Annotated in this window: 13 protein-coding genes; all 13 read right to left on the bottom strand. The window is 63.4% G+C overall.

Annotated elements, in window-relative coordinates:
• Positions 1-246: 246 nt before the first annotated feature.
• The gene (locus tag C4J91_RS00800; RefSeq protein ID WP_124360710.1) at positions 247-1,743 is read right to left on the bottom strand and encodes a YdgA family protein; all 1,497 of its coding nucleotides are present in this window, start codon (positions 1,741-1,743) and stop codon (positions 247-249) included.
• Between the two features lie 239 nt (positions 1,744-1,982).
• Positions 1,983-2,615: an NADH:ubiquinone oxidoreductase subunit N gene (locus C4J91_RS00795; RefSeq protein ID WP_124360709.1), complete on the bottom strand. Its 633-nt coding sequence runs from the start codon at positions 2,613-2,615 to the stop codon at positions 1,983-1,985.
• 77 nt (positions 2,616-2,692) lie between these two features.
• Entirely contained in the window at positions 2,693-4,135 is a 1,443-nt protein-coding gene (locus C4J91_RS00790) for an efflux transporter outer membrane subunit (protein ID WP_124360708.1), read from the bottom strand.
• A complete protein-coding gene (locus tag C4J91_RS00785; RefSeq protein WP_124360707.1) occupies positions 4,132-5,022 on the bottom strand; it encodes an HlyD family secretion protein in 891 nt (296 codons plus the stop codon). Before C4J91_RS00785 ends, C4J91_RS00790 begins: the two co-directional genes overlap by 4 nt.
• Positions 5,019-5,228, bottom strand: a complete 210-nt coding sequence (locus C4J91_RS00780) for a DUF1656 domain-containing protein (protein ID WP_003187469.1) — start codon at positions 5,226-5,228, stop codon at positions 5,019-5,021. Before C4J91_RS00780 ends, C4J91_RS00785 begins: the two co-directional genes overlap by 4 nt.
• Positions 5,225-7,303 (bottom strand): FUSC family protein, encoded by a 2,079-nt coding sequence (locus C4J91_RS00775; protein WP_124360706.1) that lies wholly within the window; start codon positions 7,301-7,303, stop codon positions 5,225-5,227. The genes C4J91_RS00780 and C4J91_RS00775 overlap by 4 nt, the downstream gene beginning before the upstream one ends.
• Complete coding sequence (locus C4J91_RS00770; protein ID WP_124360705.1) at positions 7,300-7,710, bottom strand: MarR family winged helix-turn-helix transcriptional regulator; 411 nt, start codon at positions 7,708-7,710, stop codon at positions 7,300-7,302. Before C4J91_RS00770 ends, C4J91_RS00775 begins: the two co-directional genes overlap by 4 nt.
• 256 nt (positions 7,711-7,966) lie before the next feature.
• Complete coding sequence (locus tag C4J91_RS00765) at positions 7,967-8,224, bottom strand: DUF2789 domain-containing protein (RefSeq protein ID WP_124360704.1); 258 nt, start codon at positions 8,222-8,224, stop codon at positions 7,967-7,969.
• 9 nt (positions 8,225-8,233) lie between these two features.
• Complete coding sequence (gene cysC, locus C4J91_RS00760; protein WP_124360703.1) at positions 8,234-8,845, bottom strand: adenylyl-sulfate kinase; 612 nt, start codon at positions 8,843-8,845, stop codon at positions 8,234-8,236.
• Complete coding sequence (locus tag C4J91_RS00755; protein WP_124360702.1) at positions 8,829-10,343, bottom strand: TolC family protein; 1,515 nt, start codon at positions 10,341-10,343, stop codon at positions 8,829-8,831. Before C4J91_RS00755 ends, cysC begins: the two co-directional genes overlap by 17 nt.
• Positions 10,344-10,384: 41 nt before the next feature.
• Positions 10,385-18,202, bottom strand: coding sequence for an Ig-like domain-containing protein (locus C4J91_RS00750; RefSeq protein WP_372238305.1), 7,818 nt, complete (start codon positions 18,200-18,202; stop codon positions 10,385-10,387).
• A gap of 109 nt (positions 18,203-18,311) precedes the next feature.
• Positions 18,312-19,154 carry a sulfotransferase gene (locus tag C4J91_RS00745; protein WP_124365084.1) on the bottom strand — a complete coding sequence of 281 codons (843 nt, stop codon included), beginning with the start codon at positions 19,152-19,154 and terminating at the stop codon, positions 18,312-18,314.
• Positions 19,155-19,264: 110 nt separating this feature from the next.
• Positions 19,265-20,878 (bottom strand): glycosyltransferase family 39 protein, encoded by a 1,614-nt coding sequence (locus C4J91_RS00740; protein WP_124360700.1) that lies wholly within the window; start codon positions 20,876-20,878, stop codon positions 19,265-19,267.
• Positions 20,879-20,924 lie beyond the last annotated feature (46 nt).

Genomic DNA, 20,924 nt, shown 5'->3' with positions numbered 1-20,924 from the left:
CATCAGGGTGTCGGCGTCTCGGGACCCGACCTAGCTTTCCTATGGGAACTATCCCTCAGCCAGGCGAGGCCAAGGGCAATTCAGAACAATTGTTCAGAATTGGCTGAACGAGGTTTTTTGCCAAGCACAAAACAAAATGTGGGAGGGGGCTTGCTCCCGATGGCGGTGGGTCAGTTATGAATGTTCTGACTGACACTCCGCTATCGGGAGCAAGCCCCCTCCCACATTTTTAACTGCATTTCAGGGTTATTGCGCGCCGCTCATTGCGCCGGCCTTGGACATCACAAAGCTGATGAACTGCTCAACCGTCATCTTCTGGCCGTTGAAGGTCACTTCGTTATTGGCGTAGTGCAGCTTGGACACCACATCGGTACCTTCCACGGTTGCCAGTTGAGTACCCACGGCCATGCCGCTGACCATATCGGCCGCCATCTGCGATTGCTGTTCGATGGCTTTCGGGTCGGTCACGCCGCCGACCTGCGCCTGCAACGCGGCCACGTCGCCGATCATCGGCTTGGACAGGGTCAGGTTGGCGTCCAGCAGGGAGATCATCTGCTTGCCCAGTTCAACCGGCGGCAGTTCCATGGAGGCCGGCTTGGCCAGGTCCAGCACCAGACTGAACTTGCTTTCGCCATGGGTGGTTTTCAGCGACAGGTTTTCCACGGCCAGTTGCGGCTTGGCGGCCAGCACCTGGTTGACGTTGGCTTCGGCCAGGGTCTGCTCGGCTTCGGTCAGTTGCAGCTCCGGCGCGGGTTGGCCGGCAGCGGCAGCGGCTTGCACCGGCTGCATCTTGTCCTGGTAGAGCTTGGTCAACACCAGCATCGCCGGGATATCGACGTTCTTCATGCTGACGGCCATGGCAGCCGAGCCCACCGGCTTACCCTGGTAACCGATCTCGTCGATCTTGTAGTCGACGCGGCCGGCCAGGTTATTGTCCTTGGTTTCGCTGGAGTCTTTCTGCTCGAAGCCCTTGAGGGTCAGCACGGCTTTCTGCGGGCCGAAGGTAACCTTGGTGTCGGTCAGTTCGATGGTGTTCTGGCCGGTGTAGAAACCGAAGGTGGATTTGGCCAGGTTGCTGGCGACGGTCAGGCCGGCCAGTTCGGCTTCGAACGCGTCGCCGTTGGCATCGACCGCCGCGACCTTGAGGCTGTTCATGTAGCCGTCGGCCTTGACCTTCTGGCCTTCGGCGCTGCTGTCGAAGTCGAGGTTGGCGCCGGAGAAGCTCACCGAGGACTTATCGTCCTTGAATTCCAGGGGCAGCAGTTCGACATTGCCGCTGACCGAACGGCTGTAACCGATATTGGCCACGCCTTTAAGCGGCGACACGTCTTTGCTGGCGGCGAACCATTGTTCGGTGGTGGCGTTCTTTTCCAGTGCGTAGTGACTGGTGGCCATCACTGGCAGCCACTTCAGGCTGACCAGGCGCGAGAACGGCAGCGGGCCGTGTTCGATATGGTCGACGAACAGCAGCTCGGGGTTCGGGTTTTGCTCGCCGAACACACTGCCCTGGCCCTTGAGGCGGTAATGGGCGGTGCTGCTGAACACGCCGCGGTCCAGGGATACCAGTTCCAGGGAGACGCTGCCGTCGACGCCGGCCATGGAGGTCTGCAGTTCCTTGTTGGCGTTCTGGATCGCGGTTTGCAGGACCGGCTCCAGTTGTTTACCGGTGTACCAGGCGCCGCCTGCACTGACGACGCCAACGGCGACAACGAAACCCAAAAGAACGACTGCTGGCTTATTCATGAAGTGACCTGATCAAATCCTGTGAGAAGTGGGCTGTCTTCCTTGAACTGTAGGAGCGAGCTTGCTCGCGAAGAACGCATAGGCACCGCGTTCATTCAGAATGCACGCGTTATCGTTGACGTCTTTCGCGAGCAAGCTCGCTCCTACAGTACTGGCCCGTATGGCCGAAAGGCTGTGGAAGATTAGCACTGGCGGGCATAAACGGCCCAGCCTTTCAGAGGGATCAGTTCAGCAGGAGTTCAGGAGTACTCCAGCTCAATTTCGTCCAGTTGGTGATCGAAACTCTTCAAGCGCGCCGTCCAGGTGTAGACCAACACCTCAAACTCGCGGTGTATTACCGCATTGCCGGGGGTGTCGCTCTTGGGGTCACAGAAGTCCAGCTGGTAGCGTTCACGGGCCATCTGCGTGGCGACATCGGACAATTCCCGCGCATTATTGAGCCAGTGCCTGCCGTCCGCGACCTGCCGGTCGAGTACCACGCACTGCTTCTTCAGGACTTCGAGGCTTTTTTCCAGGGGCGTGCCGGTGAGGTCGCCCATGACTTCCTGGAAGGTGCGCCCGGGTTGCCAGTAGCTGCCCCAGAAATAGCGGTCGAACACGGTTTCGACACGGCGCAGGGCAACCTTGGTGTCCCAGATCGTTACGCGGGTCTTGCCTTGCTCGAGCAGCTTTCGCTTCACCCGCTGGTTTTGATACGACGCCCAGGCCACCACGCCGATGGACAAGGTGCCGATGACCAGGCAGGCGCTGTCGAGAAACACCATGGCCTTGTCGAGTTGGTGGGCGAGCATCACCCCGTAGAAATACGCGGCCGATAACAGTACCAGTGCGAAGAGCACGCACCAGAAAGCGGGAGCATAAGGGTTTTTCATTATTGGAATCCCCATGAGCAAACGCGAGCAGTGTCAGGCGAGGCGTTACGCCCCTTAGACACAGCATAGCCATCACCTCACGGATTGCCGGGTTTTACCCCTTGCGTTCGTCCGCTTTCCCAGCCGCCGCCCAGGGCCAGGAACAGGTCGATCTGGCTCATCGCAACCTGGGTGTTGGCCGCCGCCAATTGCGCGCGCATGGTGGTGTAGGTGCGGGTCGCTTGCAGGTCGGCGAGGAACGACTCGCGCCCGGCCTGGAAGAAGCGGTGGGTCTGGTCTGCCGCTTCACGTGCCGAGCGTTCGGCATCGGCCAGCGCCTCACGGCGCTGCAACATGGCGGTGTACTGCGCCAGGCCGGTCTGGGTTTCGCGGATCGCGTTGAGTACCACCCCGTCGAAATGCGCCAGGGCGCCCTGGGTCGCGGCTTCGGCTTCGTGGATACGGGCACGGGCGCCGTTGGTCGGCACTGTCCAGCTGATCATCGGGCCAAAGCCCCAGCGATTGGTCGCCGGCTGGCCGAGGTTGTCGAGCAGGCCCACTGTGCCCACCGTGGCGCCGATGGCGATGTCCGGGTACAAGGCGCCGGTGGCCACGCCGATGCGTGCGGTGGCAGCGGCCAGTTGACGTTCGGCCTGGCGTACATCCGGGCGGCGCTTGAGCAGGGCCGCGCCGTCGCCCACCGGCAACAACTGCGCAATGTGCGGCAGCTCGGCGCAACTGGCGGTGCCGGCCGGCAGTTGATCGAGCGGTTTGGCGAGCAGCATCGACAGCCGGAACAGCCCCGCCTGGCGCGCGGCTTCGTAGCGCGGCATATCGGCGCGCAGGGATTTGTACTGGGTTTGCGAGCGCGTCACTTGGGTTTCATCGCCACGCCCGGCGTCGCGCAGGCGTTGGGTGAGTCGGGTGCTTTGCGCTTGCAGGTCGAGGGATTCGTTGGCAATCGCCAGCTCTTCGTTGGCGGCGCAGACCTGGGTGTAGGAACGCACCACGTCGGCCACCAGGGTAATGCGCGCGATATCGGCGGCCGCCTGGGCCGCATCGGCGCTGGCCTGGGCGCTTTCGATGCCACGCTGCAGGGTGCCGAACAGGTCGAATTGATACGAGGTGGTGATGCCGACACTGCCGATGTTGCCCACCGGGACTTTGTCTTCCAACAAGAAGGCTTCGCCGGACTCCTGCAACCGCTGGGCTTCGGCCTTGGCACCGGCGCTCCAGCCGCCTGCGGACTCGGCCTGCTGGGTCTGATAGCGCGCGCGTTGCAAATTGGCGGCCGCCACGCGCAAGTCGGTGTTGGAGGCCATGGCCTGGCGCACCAGCTCATCCAGGCGCGGATCTTTGTAGAGTTTCCACCAGTCCGTCGGCACCGGCGCCGACACCACGTTATTGCCCTCCCCCGCGATAGCGCCTTGCAGGTCGCCACGGTTGACGGCAGCGGCGTTCGGCAATTTGTAGTCCGGGCCTACCGCCTGGCAGGCCGACAGCAACACCCCCAGCGCAGCGGTGGCCAGCAGTTGCTTCATGGCTGGTCTCCGGCTTTGGCCTTGTCATCGATGATCGACACCGTCGCCGTACGCCCGGCGATCATGCGAAAGTCCGGCGGCACGTCATCGAAGGCAATGCGCACGGGAATCCGCTGGGCCAGGCGCACCCAGCTGAACGCCGGGTTGACGTTGGGCAGCAGGTTGGAGCCGCTGCTGCGGTCACGGTCTTCGATACCGGCGACGATGCTCTGCACATGCCCATGCAGGCGGGCGTTGTCACCGATCACGCGGATATCCACGCCCATGCCGACGTGGATGCCGTCGAGCTTGGTCTCTTCGAAGTAGCCGTCGATATGGAAGGAATTGCTGTCCACCACCGACAGCACCGGCCGCCCGGCGGTGACGAACTCCTGGGTGCGCGGCGCGCGGTCGTTGACATAGCCGTCCACGGGGCTGCGGATCACCGAACGGTCGAGGTTGAGCTGGGCGGAATCCACCGTCACTTGCGCCTCGGCCAACGCCGACTGGGCACGGGCCACGCGGGACTGGCTTTCTTCCAGTTGCTCGCTGGGCACCAGGTTGCCCAGGCCACGGTTACGCTTGTACTCGCGCTGGGCCTGGGCCAGGGTTTCCTGGCGATCGGCCACGGCGGCCTGGGCCTGGCGCAGGGCCAGCTTGAAGCGGTCTTGGTCGACGGCAAACAGCACCTGGCCCTTGGTCACCAGTTGGTTGTCGCGCACGTCCACCCGCTGGATCAGCCCGGACACGTCCGGGGCGATCTGCACGATGTCGGCGCGGATGTGCCCGTCGCGGGTCCAGGGCGCAAACATGTAGTACATGACCATGCGCCACACCACGACGACCGCGAAACTCACGATCAACAGCGTCAGGACTACACGGCCGATGGTCAAAAAAGGTTTTTTCATGTCATCAAATATCGACTGAGTGAGTCCACCGCGCCCAGCAACAGCGCGTAGAGCCCCACATTGAACAATGCCCGGTGCCAGACCAGGCGATAGAAGTGCATGCGCGTCAACAGCCCGTGCACCACCAGAAACAACACATAGGTAATGCCCATCAGCACCAGCAGCGTGGGCAGGAATACGCCGCTGATATCCAGGTCACCGATCATAAAGGCGCTCCATCGGGTAGCGGCGCTTCCATTTCCGTGCCGCCAATGAACTCCACGCCAGGCAACAGCGCCAGGCGCAGGCCGGCCAGGGCATGCAGCAGGTGCAGGCGCGTGTCACCGTCGTCTTGCAGGCCCTGGCCGTTAAGGGCGCGGCGCGTGCGGTCCAGGGTCATCAGCAGACCGCTGGGCGCGGGCAAGCGTTCACCGGCCTTGAGGCACGCCTTGAAATAACCGCCCACGCCTTCCACCACCTGGTTGAGCAGCACGCGAGGCACGCCGAGGATGCGCGGGGAGTAAGCGAGCAGGTCGAGCAGGTTCAGCGCCACGCGCAGGTCGCGCAGCGCGGTGCCGGTGTCCTGGCCGGTGAGGCCCAGGCGCGGCAGGTGCTGCATCAGGCGGTCGAGCATTTGCGCAGCCATATGCCGGTGTTCGGCCAGGGTCGCAGGTTCGGTGAGGCTGACGATGTCGCGCCAGCTGAAACGGGTCAGGCGCTTGGCCGCCAGTTCCGCGCCGAAGGGCCGCGCGATCAGGGTCCAGATAAAGGCAAACAGCAGGCCTACGGGACCGGCCAGGTTGACGTTGGCGAAGTTGAGAAAGTCCGCGTCATAGGCGCCCTGGATGCTGATGAACGATGAGGTGTTGACCAGCGTCAGCAGCATGCCCAGGTAAAAGCGTGGCTGCACGGTGAGGGTGCCGATGCAGATGAACGGCACGGCGAACGCCAGCACCAGCATCGGGAAATCGTGCAGGTTGGGCAGCACCAGGAACAGGTACAGGCTGGCGAGCAGCACCGACATGGCGGTCCAGAAAAAGAAGCGGTAGATCTGCGGTGCGGGGTCGTCCATCGAGGCGAAAAAGCTGCAGGCGACGGCGGCCAGGATCACTGCGCTGCCACCGTCGGTCCAACCCAGCAGAATCCACAGCACCGAGGCGACGATGATCGCGCTGACGGTGGAAAACGCCGAGTAGAACATCAGGCCCCGGTCGAGGAACGGCGTGAGCCGGCCCAGGCGCCAGTGACGGTATACGGCGCGCCAGGTGTCCTGGCTTTCGCACTGGATGGCGGCTTGCAGGCTGCGGCAGTCTTGCCACAGGTCGACCCATTCGCCGAGGCGGTACAGGGCGTTGGAGAACAGCAACGTGTGGCGGTCGTCCAGCGCTTCGCCTTGGGGTTGCGCGGCGTCGATCTGGTCGCGCAGCACGCGCCAACGTTCAAGCGAGGCTGTTTGGGTGGTGCTTTGCAGCCAGGCGTCGGCCTCCTGGAGCAACGGCGTGAGCTGAGCGAGAAACTCGGGGGCGCGATGTTCGATGGCGTACACCGCATCGTCCAGGGCATCGATCACCGGCAACAGGTGAATCATGCGCCCGCGCAGTTCCTTGGTGTTGCGCACCGTCTGCGGCCGCGCGCCTTCGTGGGGCAACTGGCCGATCATCAATTCGAGGGTGTTGAAGGTCGCGACCATGCCACCGCGCAGGCTGCTGACGGCTTCCGGGTCTACATCGCGGGTGAGAAAACGTTGGCTGTAGACCTGGGCGTCGGTAAACCACTTGGCCACGGAGCCATCGAACACAGGCATCAGGCGACGTGGCCAGAACATTGCGCCCACCACCGCCGCTACGGCGATGCCGAGGAAGATTTCCTCAGTGCGCGCCTCAGCCACATCCCACACCGCCAGCGGGTTGTCCACTACCGGCAGGGCAATCAGCGGCAAGGTGTAGCCGGCCAGCATTAGCGCGTAGTTGTTGGCGGTGCGCAGGTGCAGGGAGAGAAACAGCAAGGTCCCGGTCCACAACGCGATCACCACCACCAGGATGTAGGGTGACTGCACGAACATCGGCACAAAAAACACCGCCGCCGCCGCGCCCATCAAGGTGCCGATGGCGCGGTACAACGCCTTGGAACTGGTGGGGCCGACAAAGGGGCTGGAGACGATATACACCGTGGCCATCGCCCAATAGGGACGCGGCATTTGCATGAGCATGGCGATGTACAGCGCGATCATCGAGGCGGCGAACGTGCGCACCCCGTAGAACCAGTCGCGAGCGGGCGGAAAGCCGGTAAAGAATCCGTTCAAGGCGTCGCCGCCTCAAAGGCCCGCAGTACGCGCAGCGCGGCTTCCATATCGGTGGTCGTAATGTCCGCCAGCACTTCGAGGCGCAGGCGCACCAGTTGCGCCTCGACCGCCTGCACCAACTCGCGGCCACGCGCGGTCAGGCTCAGGGCCTTGGCGCGGCGGTCGTGGATGTCTTCGGTACGGCACACATAGCCGTCGTGGCACAGCCGGTCGAGCAGGCGCACCAGCGACGGGCTTTCCATCCCCGACGCCTGGGCCACTTTGACCTGATGCACCCCGTCCCCCAGGCGACCGATCATCAACAGCGGCACGGCGCAGGCTTCAGAGATGCCATAGCTCACCAGCGTGGTCTGGCAGATTTTGCGCCAGTGACGGGCGCCCACCACCATGCTGCTGCTGAGGTTCATCTGGAGTTGTTCGAGAGATTGAGGCACTGGATAGTTCGCATACAGTTAGTTTGCTAACTATCAATATGGTGGATCGATGCGCGCCCGTCAAGTTTGGAAACAATTTCGCGGATGAGTGGAGCGACTTGGCGGCAACACCGCAGGGCAAATGTGGGAGGGGGCAAGCCCCCTCCCACATTCTCAAAAAAAATTCACCTAGCCGACTAAAGCTCGGTTTTTTTCAACCCTCACCATTTTTTTTCAAGTTTTGGCCTTTTCACACATTTTTTTGCACATCTCGCCCGCCCCGCAACATCACATTCAACTCATCCACCACCACCGCCCAATCCGCATCTTCCAGAATCTCCTCACGCAAAAACGCTCTTTGGCTATCGGTCCAGAAAAACGCATCCGCCAGTTTCAGCTCCGGCTTGAGCGGTGAATGAACCGCCACAAATTGCTCAATGCTCACCGGGTCATCCGCTAATCCAAGCTGTTTGAACAGTGACGACAAGCTATGCACAGGCGATTCCATGGCGGGCTCCTAAGAAGACGATTTCCCAGAGTCTAGCCCAGGCGCCAGCCACGCCAGCAACCGCTCGACGCACTGCTGTGCCGGCAGCACGCCGGTATCCAACACCAGCGACGCATGGGGCGGTGGCTCGTAAGGCGAGCCGATGCCGGTGAACCCCGGCAGTTCTCCCCTTCGCGCCCGGGCATAGTGCCCCTTGGGGTCGCGGCCTTCGCACACCGCGAGTGAGGCGCTGCACCACACTTCGCGATAATCCGCGCCCAGGCGCTCGGCAAACACCGCGCGCAGCTCAACCAGCGGCGCGATCAACGCCAGGATCACGATGTGCCCGTTTTCTACCAGCAGTGCCGCGAGTTCGCTGGCGCGGCGGATGTTCTCCAGGCGATCGCTGTCGGCAAACCCCAGGTCTTTGTTGAGGCCACCGCGCAAAGCGTCGCCGTCGAGGACCAGGCTCTGTCGGCCCTGTTCGAACAGCGCCACGTGCAGCCCCTGGGCCAGGGTGGATTTGCCCGAGGCGGGCAAACCGGTGAGCAGGATCGCCACGCCGCGATGCCCATTGCGTGCTTCGCGTTGACGGCGAGTGACGCTCGCCGTCGGCGCCACCAGGTTATTTGGCGACGGCACGTGGCACCGGCGTGGTGATATTGCCGGCAGCCCACGCTGATTCGCGGCCAGCCAACGCCGTGGCGATGGACTGCACGCGGTCCGAGTCCAGCTCTTCGGGCAACGGGTCGAGCCCGGCGCTGGCGAAGATCTGGCCATAGGCGTTGCGCAGGTCGGCGTAGGCCAGGTCGCGGCGCAGGTCGGCTTGCAGGGTGTTGAGTTCGCCCTGGATCAGGTCGAGCTCACCTAACCCGGCGGCCTCATGGCGGTTGCGCAACTGAGTGAGGATTTGCCCGTCGATGCTGGCCAGTTGTTCGCTGGTCTTGAACTGGCGCACGGCTTCCTGGTAATTGGCGTTGGCCACGTAGACCTGGGCCAGCACCGCGATGGACATCGCCTGGCGCCGGGCTGTCGCGACGTTTTCACCGGCCTTGGCGACGTCGATGGCGGCCGGCGCGGAGATCACGTTGAACAGGTTCCAGGTGATCTTGGCGCCGTAGTCGGCCCAACGGTTGTCGACCAAAAACGAGTTGCTGTCGTAATGGCCTCCGGCCGAAAACTCCAGGCCCGGCAGCAGGCGCAGCATGGCTTTGCGGGTTTCGGCGGCGCTGATGCGGGTCTGGTAGTCCTGCTCGCGCAGTTCAGGGCGGTTGGCCAGGGCTTCCTGCTCCAGGCTGGCCAGCTTGACCTTCAGTTGCGGCACGCTGTAGTCATCCGGCGTTACCAGCTTGAGGTCGGTGCCCATGGGCAGGTTGATCAGGGTAGCCAGTTCGGTCTTGGCCAGGGACAGCGCGCGGCGCTGTTCCTGCAACTGGCGCGTGGCTTCGATCAGCGAGCGCTGGTAACCGAGGGCCTGCACCGGGTCGCCGATGCGCTGCTCGCTCATGCTCTGGCTGTTGGTCTGGGCCTGGTTGACCCGCGCCATCAGGCTGTCGATCTGGGTCAGCAAGCGTTCAGCCGCCACGGCGCGCCAATAGGCCGAGCGCACGTCCTGCACGATGGTGTTGATCACCTTGCGCCGACGTTCCTGAATGATCAGACGCTGGTCGCCCTGCTGCTTGGCGCTGATGTAGCTCACACCAAAGTCGAGAACGTTCCACACCATGGTCAGGTCCGCCACGCGGCGGTCGCGGTCCTGGGAGGTGGACGGTTCCAGCGACTGGTTGCCACTGAGCACGCTCTGGCTGCTGGAGGCGTTGGTGTTGTTGCGCCCGGCGTAGCCCGCGGACAGGGCCATGCGCGGCAGCATGTCGAAGCTGGAAAGGTCGGACTGACGCATGGCCAGGGCTTCTTCCATGATCTTCAAGCGGCCTTCGAGGTTGTACTTCACCGCACGGGCCATGGCCTGGTGCAGCGTGAGCGGGCCGCTCAGCGGCTCCTGGTCCTTGTACATGCCTTGCAGATCACTGCGGGCTCGCTGCTCACTGACACTGCGTTCAATCGGCTCGCTGGTGACCGCACAACCGCCGATCGCCAGCGCCAGCAAGCTGGCGCCGAATAACTTATGACCTGTTTTCATCCTTGGAGCGCCCCTGTTCCTGCGTCTTGAGTTAAGTATGTTCAAGCCTGCATTTCGCTGATGCCGACCTGTTGCAGTGCACGGGCCAGGTCAATCACCTGGCGTTGTTCGGTGTCCTTGAGTTGCTGCAATTGCTGGCCGAGGGTCGGCGCGCCAAATACGCCACGCAACCCGTGGGCCGGGTCGGACTGGCCCTTGATCGACTTGCCGTCGAACGCCTTGAGGCCGCTGTCGTCGCCGCCGCTGTCACGGTTGAACAGGCTCGACAAGGAGCTTGAACCAAACACTCCGCCATCGCCGCCGCCAAAGCCGAGAAAGCCCTTGCCGCTGCCATCACCGGCGTCGTTGTTGCTGAACACCTGGGCGATAAAGCTCGGCGCCGACGCACCGTTCTGAATGAAGATACTGCCCAGGGGCGGCAAGCCCGCGCCTATTTCGCGCGGTGCAAACAACGGCGAGAAGCCGATGAGTGAGCCGAGATTGCCGGTCGGCTGGCCGAAGATAACGGGCTGCAATGGCACGTTCGTCGCCACCTGCGACGGTGCCGGCTCGGTGACGCGAAACAGCGGGTCGCCAGTCAACGTAACGGTATTGATCGAGAAGTTGTTGGAGTTGGCAAAACCGCTGCCCGTATTGCCCGACAGGTCATTCACCAGCCCGGTATCGAGGGTGATGAAGTTGCTCGGGTCGTTGAGGTTGGCTGCCGGGGTCAAAGTGGCCGTCCAGGTCTGGCCGCCATCGCTGGTTGCCAGGTTGGACAAGCTGCCGTTGGCCACGCTCAGGTCATCAAGGTCGAAGCCACTGACTTTCTCGCTGAAGGTGAAGGTCACGGTGGTGGTCTGGCCCACCGTCAGGTTCGGGTTGGCGATGCTGATCGTCGCGGTGGGACGTTCGCCATCGATCGCATAATTGTTGGAGATCGCAATGCCGCTGCCGGCATTACCCGCCGCGTCATTGACCTGACCCGCATCCAGCACGATCAGGTTGGTCGCATCGCTGATCACCGCGGTCGGGGTCAGGAGGGCGGTCCAGGTTTTACCGCCATCCTGGCTTGCCAGGTTGGACAGCACACCATTGGCCACACTCAGGTCCGACAGGTCGAAGCCGCTCACTGCTTCGCTGAAGGCGATGGTAACGGTGGTGGTCTGCCCGATGCCCAAGGTGCCGTTGGCCACGGAAATACTCGCGGTGGGGCGTTGGGTGTCGACGGCATAGTTGTTGGAATCGGTGGTGCCGCTGCCTGCGTTGCCGGCCGCGTCCTGCACGCCGCTGTTGTTCAGCGTGACCAGATTGCTGGTATCGGTGATGTTGGCCGTCGGCGTCAGGGTCGCGGTCCAGGTCACGCCGCCATCGCTGGAGGCCAGGTTGCCCAGAGTGCCATTGGCCACGCTCAGGTCGCCGGTGCTCAAGCCACTGACTGCCTCGGAGAAGGTAATGGTGACTTGGGCAGTCTCACCCACCTTCAATGCGCCGTGGTCGACCACAACCGTCGCGGTCGGCCGCAGCGTGTCGATGCTGAAGTTATCGGAGCCCGTCACGCCACTGCCGACATTGCCTGCCAGGTCGCTGACACCGGCGTTATCCAGCGTGATCAGGTTGGTGGTGTCGTGAATGTCGCTGATCGGCGTAAACGTCGCCGTCCAGGTGATGCCGCCGTCCGTGCTGCTCACCGCCGAGAGCGTGCCGTTGGGCACGCTCAGGTCGCTGTTGTCGAAACCTGATACCGCCTCGCTGAAGGTGATGGTCACCAGCGAAGTTTCCCCGGCGGCCAGGGTCGGGTCGGCGACCACGATCGTGGCCGTTGGGCGCTGGCTGTCGATGGTGTAGTTGTTCGAATCGGTGGTGCCGCTGCCTGCGTTGCCGGCCTGGTCAGCGATGCCGGTATTGTTCAGCGTGATCAGGTTGCTGGTGTCGGTGATTCCGGCCGTCGGCGTGAAGGTTGCGGTCCAGGTAATACCGCCATCGCTGCTGCTCAAGGCGCTCAAGGTACCGTTGGCAACCGCGAGGTCGGCGTTGGTAAAGCCCGTGACCGCCTCGGAGAAGGTGACCGTTACCAGCGAAGTCTGGCCGACGCCGAGGGTGGTATTGGCAAGCACAATGCTGGCGGTCGGGGCCTGTGTGTCGATGGCGTAGTTATTGGAGTCGGTGGTGCCACTGCCGACGTTGCCCGCACCATTTTGCACGCCACTGTTGTCGAGGGTGATCAGATTGCTGGTGTCGGTGACATTGCTGATCGGCGTAAACGTCGCCGTCCAGGTGATACCGCCGTCGCTGCTGCTCACCGCGCTCAGCGTACCGTTGGCGATGGCCAGGTCGGCGTTGCTGAAACCGCTGACCGCTTCGCTGAAAGTGATGGTGACCAGTGAGGTTTCGCCGACACTTAACGCGGTGTCCGCGACCACGATGGTTGCCGTCGGTTGCACCGTATCAATGGTGAAGTTGCCCGAGTTGGTGATGCCGGTGCCGGCATTACCAGCCAGGTCGGCGACCCCGGCGTTGTTCAGGGTGACCAGATTGGTGGTGTCGCGCACGCTGGCGTTCGGGGTGAAGGTTGCCGTCCAGGTGATGCCGCCGTCGGTGCTGCTCACCGCCGAGAGCGTGCCGTTGGGCACGCTCAGGTCGCTGTTGTCGAAACCTGAAACCGCCTCGCTGAAAGTGATGGTGACCAGCGAGGTTTCCCCGGCGGCCAGGGTCGGGTCGGCGACCACGATCGTGGCCGTTGGGCGCTGGCTGTCGATGGTGTAGTTGTTCGAATCGGTGGTGCCGCTGCCAACGTTGCCGGCCTGGTCGGCGATGCCGGTGTTGCTCAGCGTGATCAGGTTGCTGGTGTCGGTGATTCCGGCCGTCGGCGTGAAGGTTGCGGTCCAGGTAATGCCGCCATCGCTGCTGCTCAAGGCGCTCAGGGTACCGTTGGCAACTGCGAGGTCGGCATTGGTGAAGCCCGTGACCGCCTCGGAGAAGGTGACCGTTACCAGCGACGTCTGGCCGACGCCGAGGGCGGTATTGGCAAGCACAATGCTGGCGGTTGGGGCCTGTGTGTCGATGGCGTAGTTGTTGGAGCTGGTGGTGCCACTGCCGACGTTGCCCGAGCCGTTCTGTACACCGCTGTTATCCAGGGTGATCAGGTTGCTGGCGTCGGTAATGGCGCTGGCGGGCGTGAACGTCGCCGTCCAGGTGATACCGCCGTCGCTGCTGCTCACCGCGCTCAGCGTACCGTTGGCGATGGCCAGGTCGGCGTTGCTGAAACCGCTGACCGCTTCGCTGAAAGTGATGGTGACCAGTGAGGTTTCGCCGACGCTTAACGCGGTGTTCGCGACCACGATGGTTGCCGTCGGTTGCACCGTATCGATGGTGAAGTTGCCCGAGTTGGTGATGCCGGTACCGGCATTACCGGCCAGGTCGGCGACCCCGGCGTTGTTCAGGGTGACCAGATTGGTGGTGTCGCGCACGCTGGAGTTCGGGGTGAAGGTTGCCGTCCAAGTGATGCCACCGTCGGCGCTGCTCACCGCCGAGAGCGTGCCGTTGGGCACGCTCAGGTCGCTGTTGTCGAAACCTGAAACCGCCTCGTTGAAGGTGATGGTCACCAGCGAGGTTTCACCGGCGCTCAACACTGGGTCGGCGATCACGATCGTGGCCGTTGGGCGCTGGCTGTCGATGGTGTAGTTGTTCGAATCGGTGGTGCCGCTGCCGACGTTGCCGGCCTGGTCGGCGATGCCGGTGTTGCTCAGCGTGATCAGGTTGCTGGTGTCGGTGACTCCGGCCGTCGGCGTGAAGGTTGCGGTCCAGGTAATGCCGCCGTCGTTGCTGCTCAAGGCGCTCAGGGTACCGTTGGCAATCGCGAGGTCGGCGTTGGTAAAGCCTGTGACCGCCTCGGAAAAGGTGACCGTTACCAGCGAAGTCTGGCCGACGCCGAGGGTGGTATTGGCAAGCACAATGCTGGCGGTCGGGGCCTGTGTGTCGATGGCGTAGTTGTTAGAGTCAGTGGTACCGCTGCCGACGTTGCCCGAGCCGTTCTGTACACCGCTGTTATCCAGGGTGATCAGGTTGCTGGCGTCGGTAATGGCGCTGGCGGGCGTGAACGTCGCCGTCCAGGTGATACCGCCGTCGCTGCTGCTCACCGCGCTCAGCGTACCGTTGGCGATGGCCAGGTCGGCGTTGCTGAAACCGCTGACCGCTTCGCTGAAAGTGATGGTGACCAGTGAGGTTTCGCCGATGCTCAACGCGGTGTCCGCGACCACGATGGTCGCTGTCGGCTGTACGGTGTCGATCGTGTAGTTGGCCGAGTTGGTGGTGCCGGACCCGGCGTTGCCGGCGAGGTCGGCGACGCCGGTATTGGCCAGGGTAATCAGGTTGGTGGCGTCATTGACGCCAAGCGTCGGCGTGAAGGTGGCGGTCCAGGTGATACCGCCATCGCTGCTGCTGACGGCCGTCAACGTACCGTTGGCAATCGCCAGGTCGGCATTGGTGAAACCGCTGACGGCCTCACTGAAGGTGACGGTGACCAGCGAGGTCTCACCGGCGCTCAACACCGGGTCGGCGACCACGATGGTCGCGGTTGGCCGGACGGTATCGACGGCGTAATTGGCCGAATCGGTGGTGCCGCTGCCGGCGTTGCCGGCCTGGTCGGCGATGCCGGTGTTGTTCAGGGTGATCAGGTTGGTGGTGTCGCTGGTGCTGGCGGCAGGGGTAAACGTCGCTGTCCAGGTAATCCCCCCGTCGCTGCTGCTGACGGCCGTCAATGTGCCGTTGGCAATCGTCAGGTCGGCATTGGTGAAACCCGACACGGCTTCACTGAAGGTGATGGTCACCAGCGAGGTGTCGCCGACTTTCAGGGCGGTGTCGGCCATTACGATGGACGCGGCCGGGCGCTGGGTGTCGATGGTGTAGTTGTTGGAGCTGGTGGTGCCGAGGCCCTGGTTGCCATTCACATCACTGACCCCGGTGTTATCCAGGGTGATGAGGTTGGTGGTGTCGGTGATGCTGGCCGTCGGGGTGAGCGTCGCGGTCCAGGTGAGGCCGCCGTCGCTGCTGCTGACGGCTGACAACGTACCGTTGGCGACAGCCAGGTCCGCGTTGGTAAAGCCGCTGACGGCCTTGTTGAACGTGATGGTGACCGTTGAGGTTTCACCGATGGCCAGCGCGGTGTCGGCCACGACAAGGGTAGCGGTCGGACGCGTGGTGTCGACCACGAAGTTGTTCGAATCGGTGGTGCCCTGCCCGGTGTTTCCGGCGGCGTCTGCTACCCCGGCGTTATTCAGGGTAATCACGTTGGTGGTGTCAGTGACGCTGTTGGTGGGCGTGAACGTGGCCGTCCAGGTGATGCCGCCGTCGCCGCTGGTGACGGCCGACAGCGTCCCGTTGGCGAGGGTTAGGTCGGCGTTGGTGAAACCGCTCACGGCTTCACTGAAGGTGATGGTCACCAGCGAGGTTTCACCGATGCTCAGGCTATTGTCGGCGACCACGATGGTCGCGGTCGGCCGAGCCGTATCAATGGCGTAGTTGGCCGAATCGGTGGTGCCGCTGCCGGCGTTGCCGGCCTGGTCGGCAATGCCGGTGTTGTCCAGGGTGATCAGGTTGGTGGCGTCGGTGATAGCAGTGGTCGGGGTAAAGGTCGCCGTCCAGGTGATACCGCCGTCGCTGCTGCTCACAGCGCTCAGCGTACCGTTGGCGATGGTCAGGTCAGCGTTGGTGAAACCGCTTACGGCTTCACTGAACGTAAAGGTCACTGCCGTGGTTTCGCCGGCTTTGAGTGCCGTGTCGGTGATAGCGATCGTGGCCGTCGGACGAAGCGTGTCGACCACGTAGTTGGCGGAATTGGTGGTGCCGACGCCGACTGCGCCGTCGGAGATGGCCGCCACGCCGGTGTTGTCCAGGGAGATAACGTTGGTGGTGTCCGAGATGGCATTGGTGGGCGTAAACGTCGCCGTCCAGGTAATGCCGCCGTCGGCGCTGGAAACCGCCGTCAACGTGCCATTGGCGACGGCCAGGTCGGCATTGGTGAAACCACTCACGGCCCGGCTGAAGGTGATGGTTACCAGTGAGGTATCGCCGATTTTCAGGGCGCTATCAGCCAGCACGATGGTCGCGGTCGGGGGCTCGACATAGGCGGTATTGAGGACGCCGCCACTGCTGTAAATCGAGGGCTGCGCGCTCGGCGTGGTACCCGCGGTGCCCCCGCTCGTGGGGCCGCCTACCCCGCTGGCCGCGGCGTTACCGCTCAGCGCGGCAAAGTTGGCGGCGGTGATCAACACGGTCCCGCCGTTGTTCCAGATGGCTCCCACACCGCGACCACCGGCGCCGCCGTCGAAGATCTTGCCGCCGCTGCCGCCGCCCCCACCGCCGCCGCCGGCCGCGATGTTGTTGCTGATCACCGAAGCACCGATCACTTTCAGGGTGCCGCTTGAAGCGTTGTAGATACCACCCGACGCATTGCCGCCGACGCCGCCGACCTTGTCCCAGCCGGAGCCGCCACCGCCACCGCCAATCGAAAGCGTGCCGTTGGTCGCCGATCCGCCGTCACCGCCGTGGCTGTAGCCGGACGCGCCATTGCCACCCAGGCCGCCAGTGCTGGTGCCGCCGCGTCCGCCCATGTCGTTGACTGAGTAGCCACCCCCGTAGCCGCCAGCGCCGGCGCTGCCGGCGCCCCCTGCATACGTGAGGTTGCCTGGGCCGGTCGAACCGCCATGGCCGCCGCTTCCCCCACCGATACCCCCGCCGCCGCCACCACCGCCGCCGGAATAGGCAGGCGTCACGCCACCGCCGCCACCGCCACCGGACGCGGCGTTGGCGGTGACCGTCACGTTGTTGAGCGTAAGGGTGCCAGCGTTGAAAATCCCGCCGCCCATCGCGCCCGCCGCTGCCGCGCCGCCGTTGCCGCCGTTGCCCGCCACCAGCCCTTTGGTGATGACCAGGCCATCGAGGGTTACCGTGCTGCCGGACGCGATTTCCACGACGCGCGACCGGTACTGGCCATCAAGGGTGATATCTGCGGTGCCGTTGTTGTCCAGGTCACCATCGACGGTGATGTTTTTATTGATCAGCAACTCGGAAGTGAGCGCCACGGTCGAGCCGGAGAGGCCCGCATTGAACGTGACGATATCGCCGTTCTGCGCCGAGGCGATGGCCGCGCGCAGCGAACCGACCCCAGTGTTGAGGTTGTTGGTAGCGGTCCAGGTCGCCAGGCCCCACTGGTAATCGCTCATGGCTTTGGTCGACAGCACGTTGGCGCTTTCGATGGAGCCGGTGGCGATCTCCAGGTCCCAGTCGCCGCCCACGCCCGTGCGGTTGATCGACGCCGCCACGTCGCGGCCGGTCAACTGCGCCAGGGAATCGACAAAATTCAGGCCGCGTTCGCCCTCGGCGGTGTAGCAGCCGTAAATCAGGATGTCGCCGCCAACGTTCATGTCCTTGCCGATTTGCCCCAGCACCGCGCTGCGGGCCGCGACATTGTCGGCCGACAGGTAGGTAGTACCGAGCCACAGATCGCCCGCGTTGCCGTGGGCAACGATCTGCACCGAGCTGACGCCCTGGTGAGTGTCGAGGTAGTCGGCAATCTGCTGCAGGCCGTCCTTGCTCGCATCCAGCTGGATGACTTGGGCGCCCGGGGCCACGCCTTGCAACAAGCTGGCGGAGTCCTTGACCCGGGCATCCACGAACACCACGGTTTGACCGGGCACGGCTACGGGGGAAACGGCTGGCGCGTCGGCCTGGCCGTGGGTGTCTTTGCTCACGCTCGGGTGGTCAGCCGTCGGCGGCTTGGCGGCGTCAGCGGTGGGATGGCTGTCGGGTTGCGCCGCTTCAGCCACGGTGGCGGCGACTGCGCCGTCGAACAGCATGCGCGGCTCCAGGTGCATGATCATCGGCGAGACCCGTGCCCGTACTGCTTCGGTTTCCCGCGACTTGCGATTGCTCCACCACATGCTGCTCACCCGGCGTCAAACGTTCTTGAGAAAAATGAAAACGCCGCGATCAACTGATCGCGGCGTTGGCCTTCATACGAATCACATTGGCGGCGCTGGCTGAGCCGTCCTGCCAAAACGACAACTCGGTGTATTGCTGGAACAAGTCCGGCGGCAGGATGGTGCGCCGCGACTGCAAGCGCACCTTGGGCTGGACCTTGTGCAAGCCGGAAACGCCCAGCGCCTCGTCGAATGCCGGCGCGTCGTAGGCGAGGTTGTCGAAGTCATGCTCAAACCACGGCTCGCCGATAAAATCGTAGACCAACCGCATGACCCGCTCCGGGGCCTGGCTGAGCAGGTCGTAATCGACGATCAGCAAAGAATCGGCATGTTCACCGTAATAGGCTTCCTTGAGCGCAGCCCAGGCAAACCCGACCAGACGGTTGCGCTGGGCCAGGGTTTCGCAGCGGCTGTAGACCGTGTTGCGCTCGACGTCATCGCCAAACAGCTTGGTGTTTTCGAAAGGATTGGCGCGATACAGGCGTTCCAGGCTGTCCATGATCCAGGCGACGTTGCGCACACAGGCGACGACCTTGGCCTGGGGAAACAGGTCGTGCAGCGCAGGCATACGCGCGCACCACTGGCGGTTGGTGTCGAATACCACCGGGATGGAGGCTTTGTCGGCGTAGTAGGAATCAAACAGGCCGCGCAACAGGCGACGACGGGTGTTGGCATCGATGACCGAGCCAAACTCGCTGCCGGCGCTGCACTGCGCCAGCACACCATTGAACAAAGTGCCTAAAGGGCTGCTCATGCCGGCGTGAAAACGCGGGTTCTGCAATAAAATCGCAGAGAGCAGGGTCGAGCCGGAGCGCGGCAAGCCCGAGATAAAGTGATACTGCAATCCGTTCACCACTTTGTAGGACAAAAATCCATTTGTGGGCCGGAGCGTAGTTGAGAAACACAGTGCCGACTAGCGATCATTTGCCACTATTTTGGCATGCCCCTAATACCAATTCGTGATTAGCGGCAACCGGCGGGCCGCGAAGGCTCTGGCCCGCCACACAGCACGAACAGCCGCGCCCGCGCGCCGCCGCCGTCCTGCTGCAAAAGTTCTTGCCAGCCTGGCGGAATCGGCGCGAATTCATCCGGCAGCTCGTTGCTGCTGATGAGCCAGACACGTCGTGTGTCGGGCGCTAAGGCAGACAGACGGTCAAGGTAGATGCGCCCGCCGTCCTGATCCACCAGAGTGCCGAAGCCATAGGCATTCGGCCGAGTCGGCGTACCGTCGGGCCTGGGCGGGGTGTAAAGCTGCAGTTGGGCGTCGGTCTGGTCGTAATACACGTAGCTGAGGTACCACATCATGTCGCTGAGAACGATGCGGTCGCCTTCCTGATAGTTGCGGTTGACGAACTCCACCGGCACGTTGAACTGATCATGCACATCCACCGTGGCATTGTTTTTCAGCCCCAGCAGCTCCACTCCGACAAACACCACGCACAACGCCGCGCCCAGCCATGCCAGGCGCGTGGGCAGGCGGTCGATGGCCAGGGCCACAAGGATCGGCAAGCCCAGGGCGTACACCGTGAGGTAGCGCTCGATAAACACCGGCGAGATAAACGACACCGCATACACCAGCAGTAGCGGCAACAGGAAGAACAGCGCCAGCAGGCGGGCCGGGCGATGGCGCTCGCGATCCTGCCAGGCGGTGGCTATCACGACGGCGATCAACAACAGCGGGAACAGCCAGAACAGCGGTCGCCAGAAGTCCACGCCTTCATCCTGAAGCGTGAACTGCCAGATCATCGACGGCACGGAGGTCAACGTGACCGGGTCTTCCCAGCCAATGTCACCGCCGACCTTGAGCTGTTCGACGTGTTGCACGAGGTCAAGCAGATTCGGCAGCCAGGGCAGGTACAACGCCACAACCAGCGCATTGGCGCACCACCACGACGGACGCAGGATCAGGCGCTGGCCGGGCGCCTGGGACGGGCACAGCAGCCCCAGGTAAGCCCAGTGCACCAGCACGCACAGTGCAGTGAAGTAATGGGTATAGAAACCGGCGGCCATCAACAGCGCATAAACGACCAGGTAACGCGTGCGCGCGGGTTGGCGCACCCAGTACACCAGCGCCAGCGTGGCCCCCAGTAACCACACGGCCAGCAGCGAGTACATGCGCACTTCCTGGCTGTAGCGCACGGCGGAGGGAAACAGCGCCAGCAGCACCCCCGCCAGCACCGCAGCGCGACGGGTAGACAGTTGCCGTGTGAGCCAGACGCCCAGGCCCACCGCCAGCACGCCGGGGATCGCACTCATGCCGCGAATCGACCAGATGCCGTCGCCGAACAGTTCGATCCAGCCGCGCAGCATGAAAAAGTACAGCGGCGGGTGCACATCATGGGCGGCGTGAAACCACAGGTCGTCCAGGGCGTATTCACTGAGCAGCAGGCTTGAGCCCTCATCGCCCCAGATCGCCGCAGCCATCAGGCCATAAAACCGCACGGCCATGGCCAGCGCCAGGATCGGCACCCACCACAAACGGCTGAGCCAACCGGCGCCTTCCCAGGCGCTCGCAAGGCGATTGACTACGGAAAGTGCCGCCACTTTTTCGTCTTGTTCTACCACAGACCGTCGCACCTCAACTCCCCTGACACAGCCCGTTTACCGAGCAAACTCCGCACAT

Origin of the sequence: Pseudomonas sp. R3-52-08, assembly GCF_003851745.1 — a bacterium.
In the GTDB taxonomy this organism is placed as follows: Bacteria; Pseudomonadota; Gammaproteobacteria; order Pseudomonadales; family Pseudomonadaceae; genus Aquipseudomonas.
The sequence above is the reverse complement of the archived record's forward strand: the minus strand, read 5'-3'. Positions and strand labels throughout refer to the sequence as shown.

Coding starts and splice junctions, on each gene's coding strand:
- C4J91_RS00800 (WP_124360710.1), bottom strand. CDS start 1,743: ATGAATAAGCCAGCAGTCGTTCTTTTGGGTTTCGTTGTCGCCGTTGGC.
- C4J91_RS00795 (WP_124360709.1), bottom strand. CDS start 2,615: ATGAAAAACCCTTATGCTCCCGCTTTCTGGTGCGTGCTCTTCGCACTG.
- C4J91_RS00790 (WP_124360708.1), bottom strand. CDS start 4,135: ATGAAGCAACTGCTGGCCACCGCTGCGCTGGGGGTGTTGCTGTCGGCC.
- C4J91_RS00785 (WP_124360707.1), bottom strand. CDS start 5,022: ATGAAAAAACCTTTTTTGACCATCGGCCGTGTAGTCCTGACGCTGTTG.
- C4J91_RS00780 (WP_003187469.1), bottom strand. CDS start 5,228: ATGATCGGTGACCTGGATATCAGCGGCGTATTCCTGCCCACGCTGCTG.
- C4J91_RS00770 (WP_124360705.1), bottom strand. CDS start 7,710: ATGAACCTCAGCAGCAGCATGGTGGTGGGCGCCCGTCACTGGCGCAAA.
- C4J91_RS00765 (WP_124360704.1), bottom strand. CDS start 8,224: ATGGAATCGCCTGTGCATAGCTTGTCGTCACTGTTCAAACAGCTTGGA.
- C4J91_RS00755 (WP_124360702.1), bottom strand. CDS start 10,343: ATGAAAACAGGTCATAAGTTATTCGGCGCCAGCTTGCTGGCGCTGGCG.
- C4J91_RS00750 (WP_372238305.1), bottom strand. CDS start 18,202: ATGATCATGCACCTGGAGCCGCGCATGCTGTTCGACGGCGCAGTCGCC.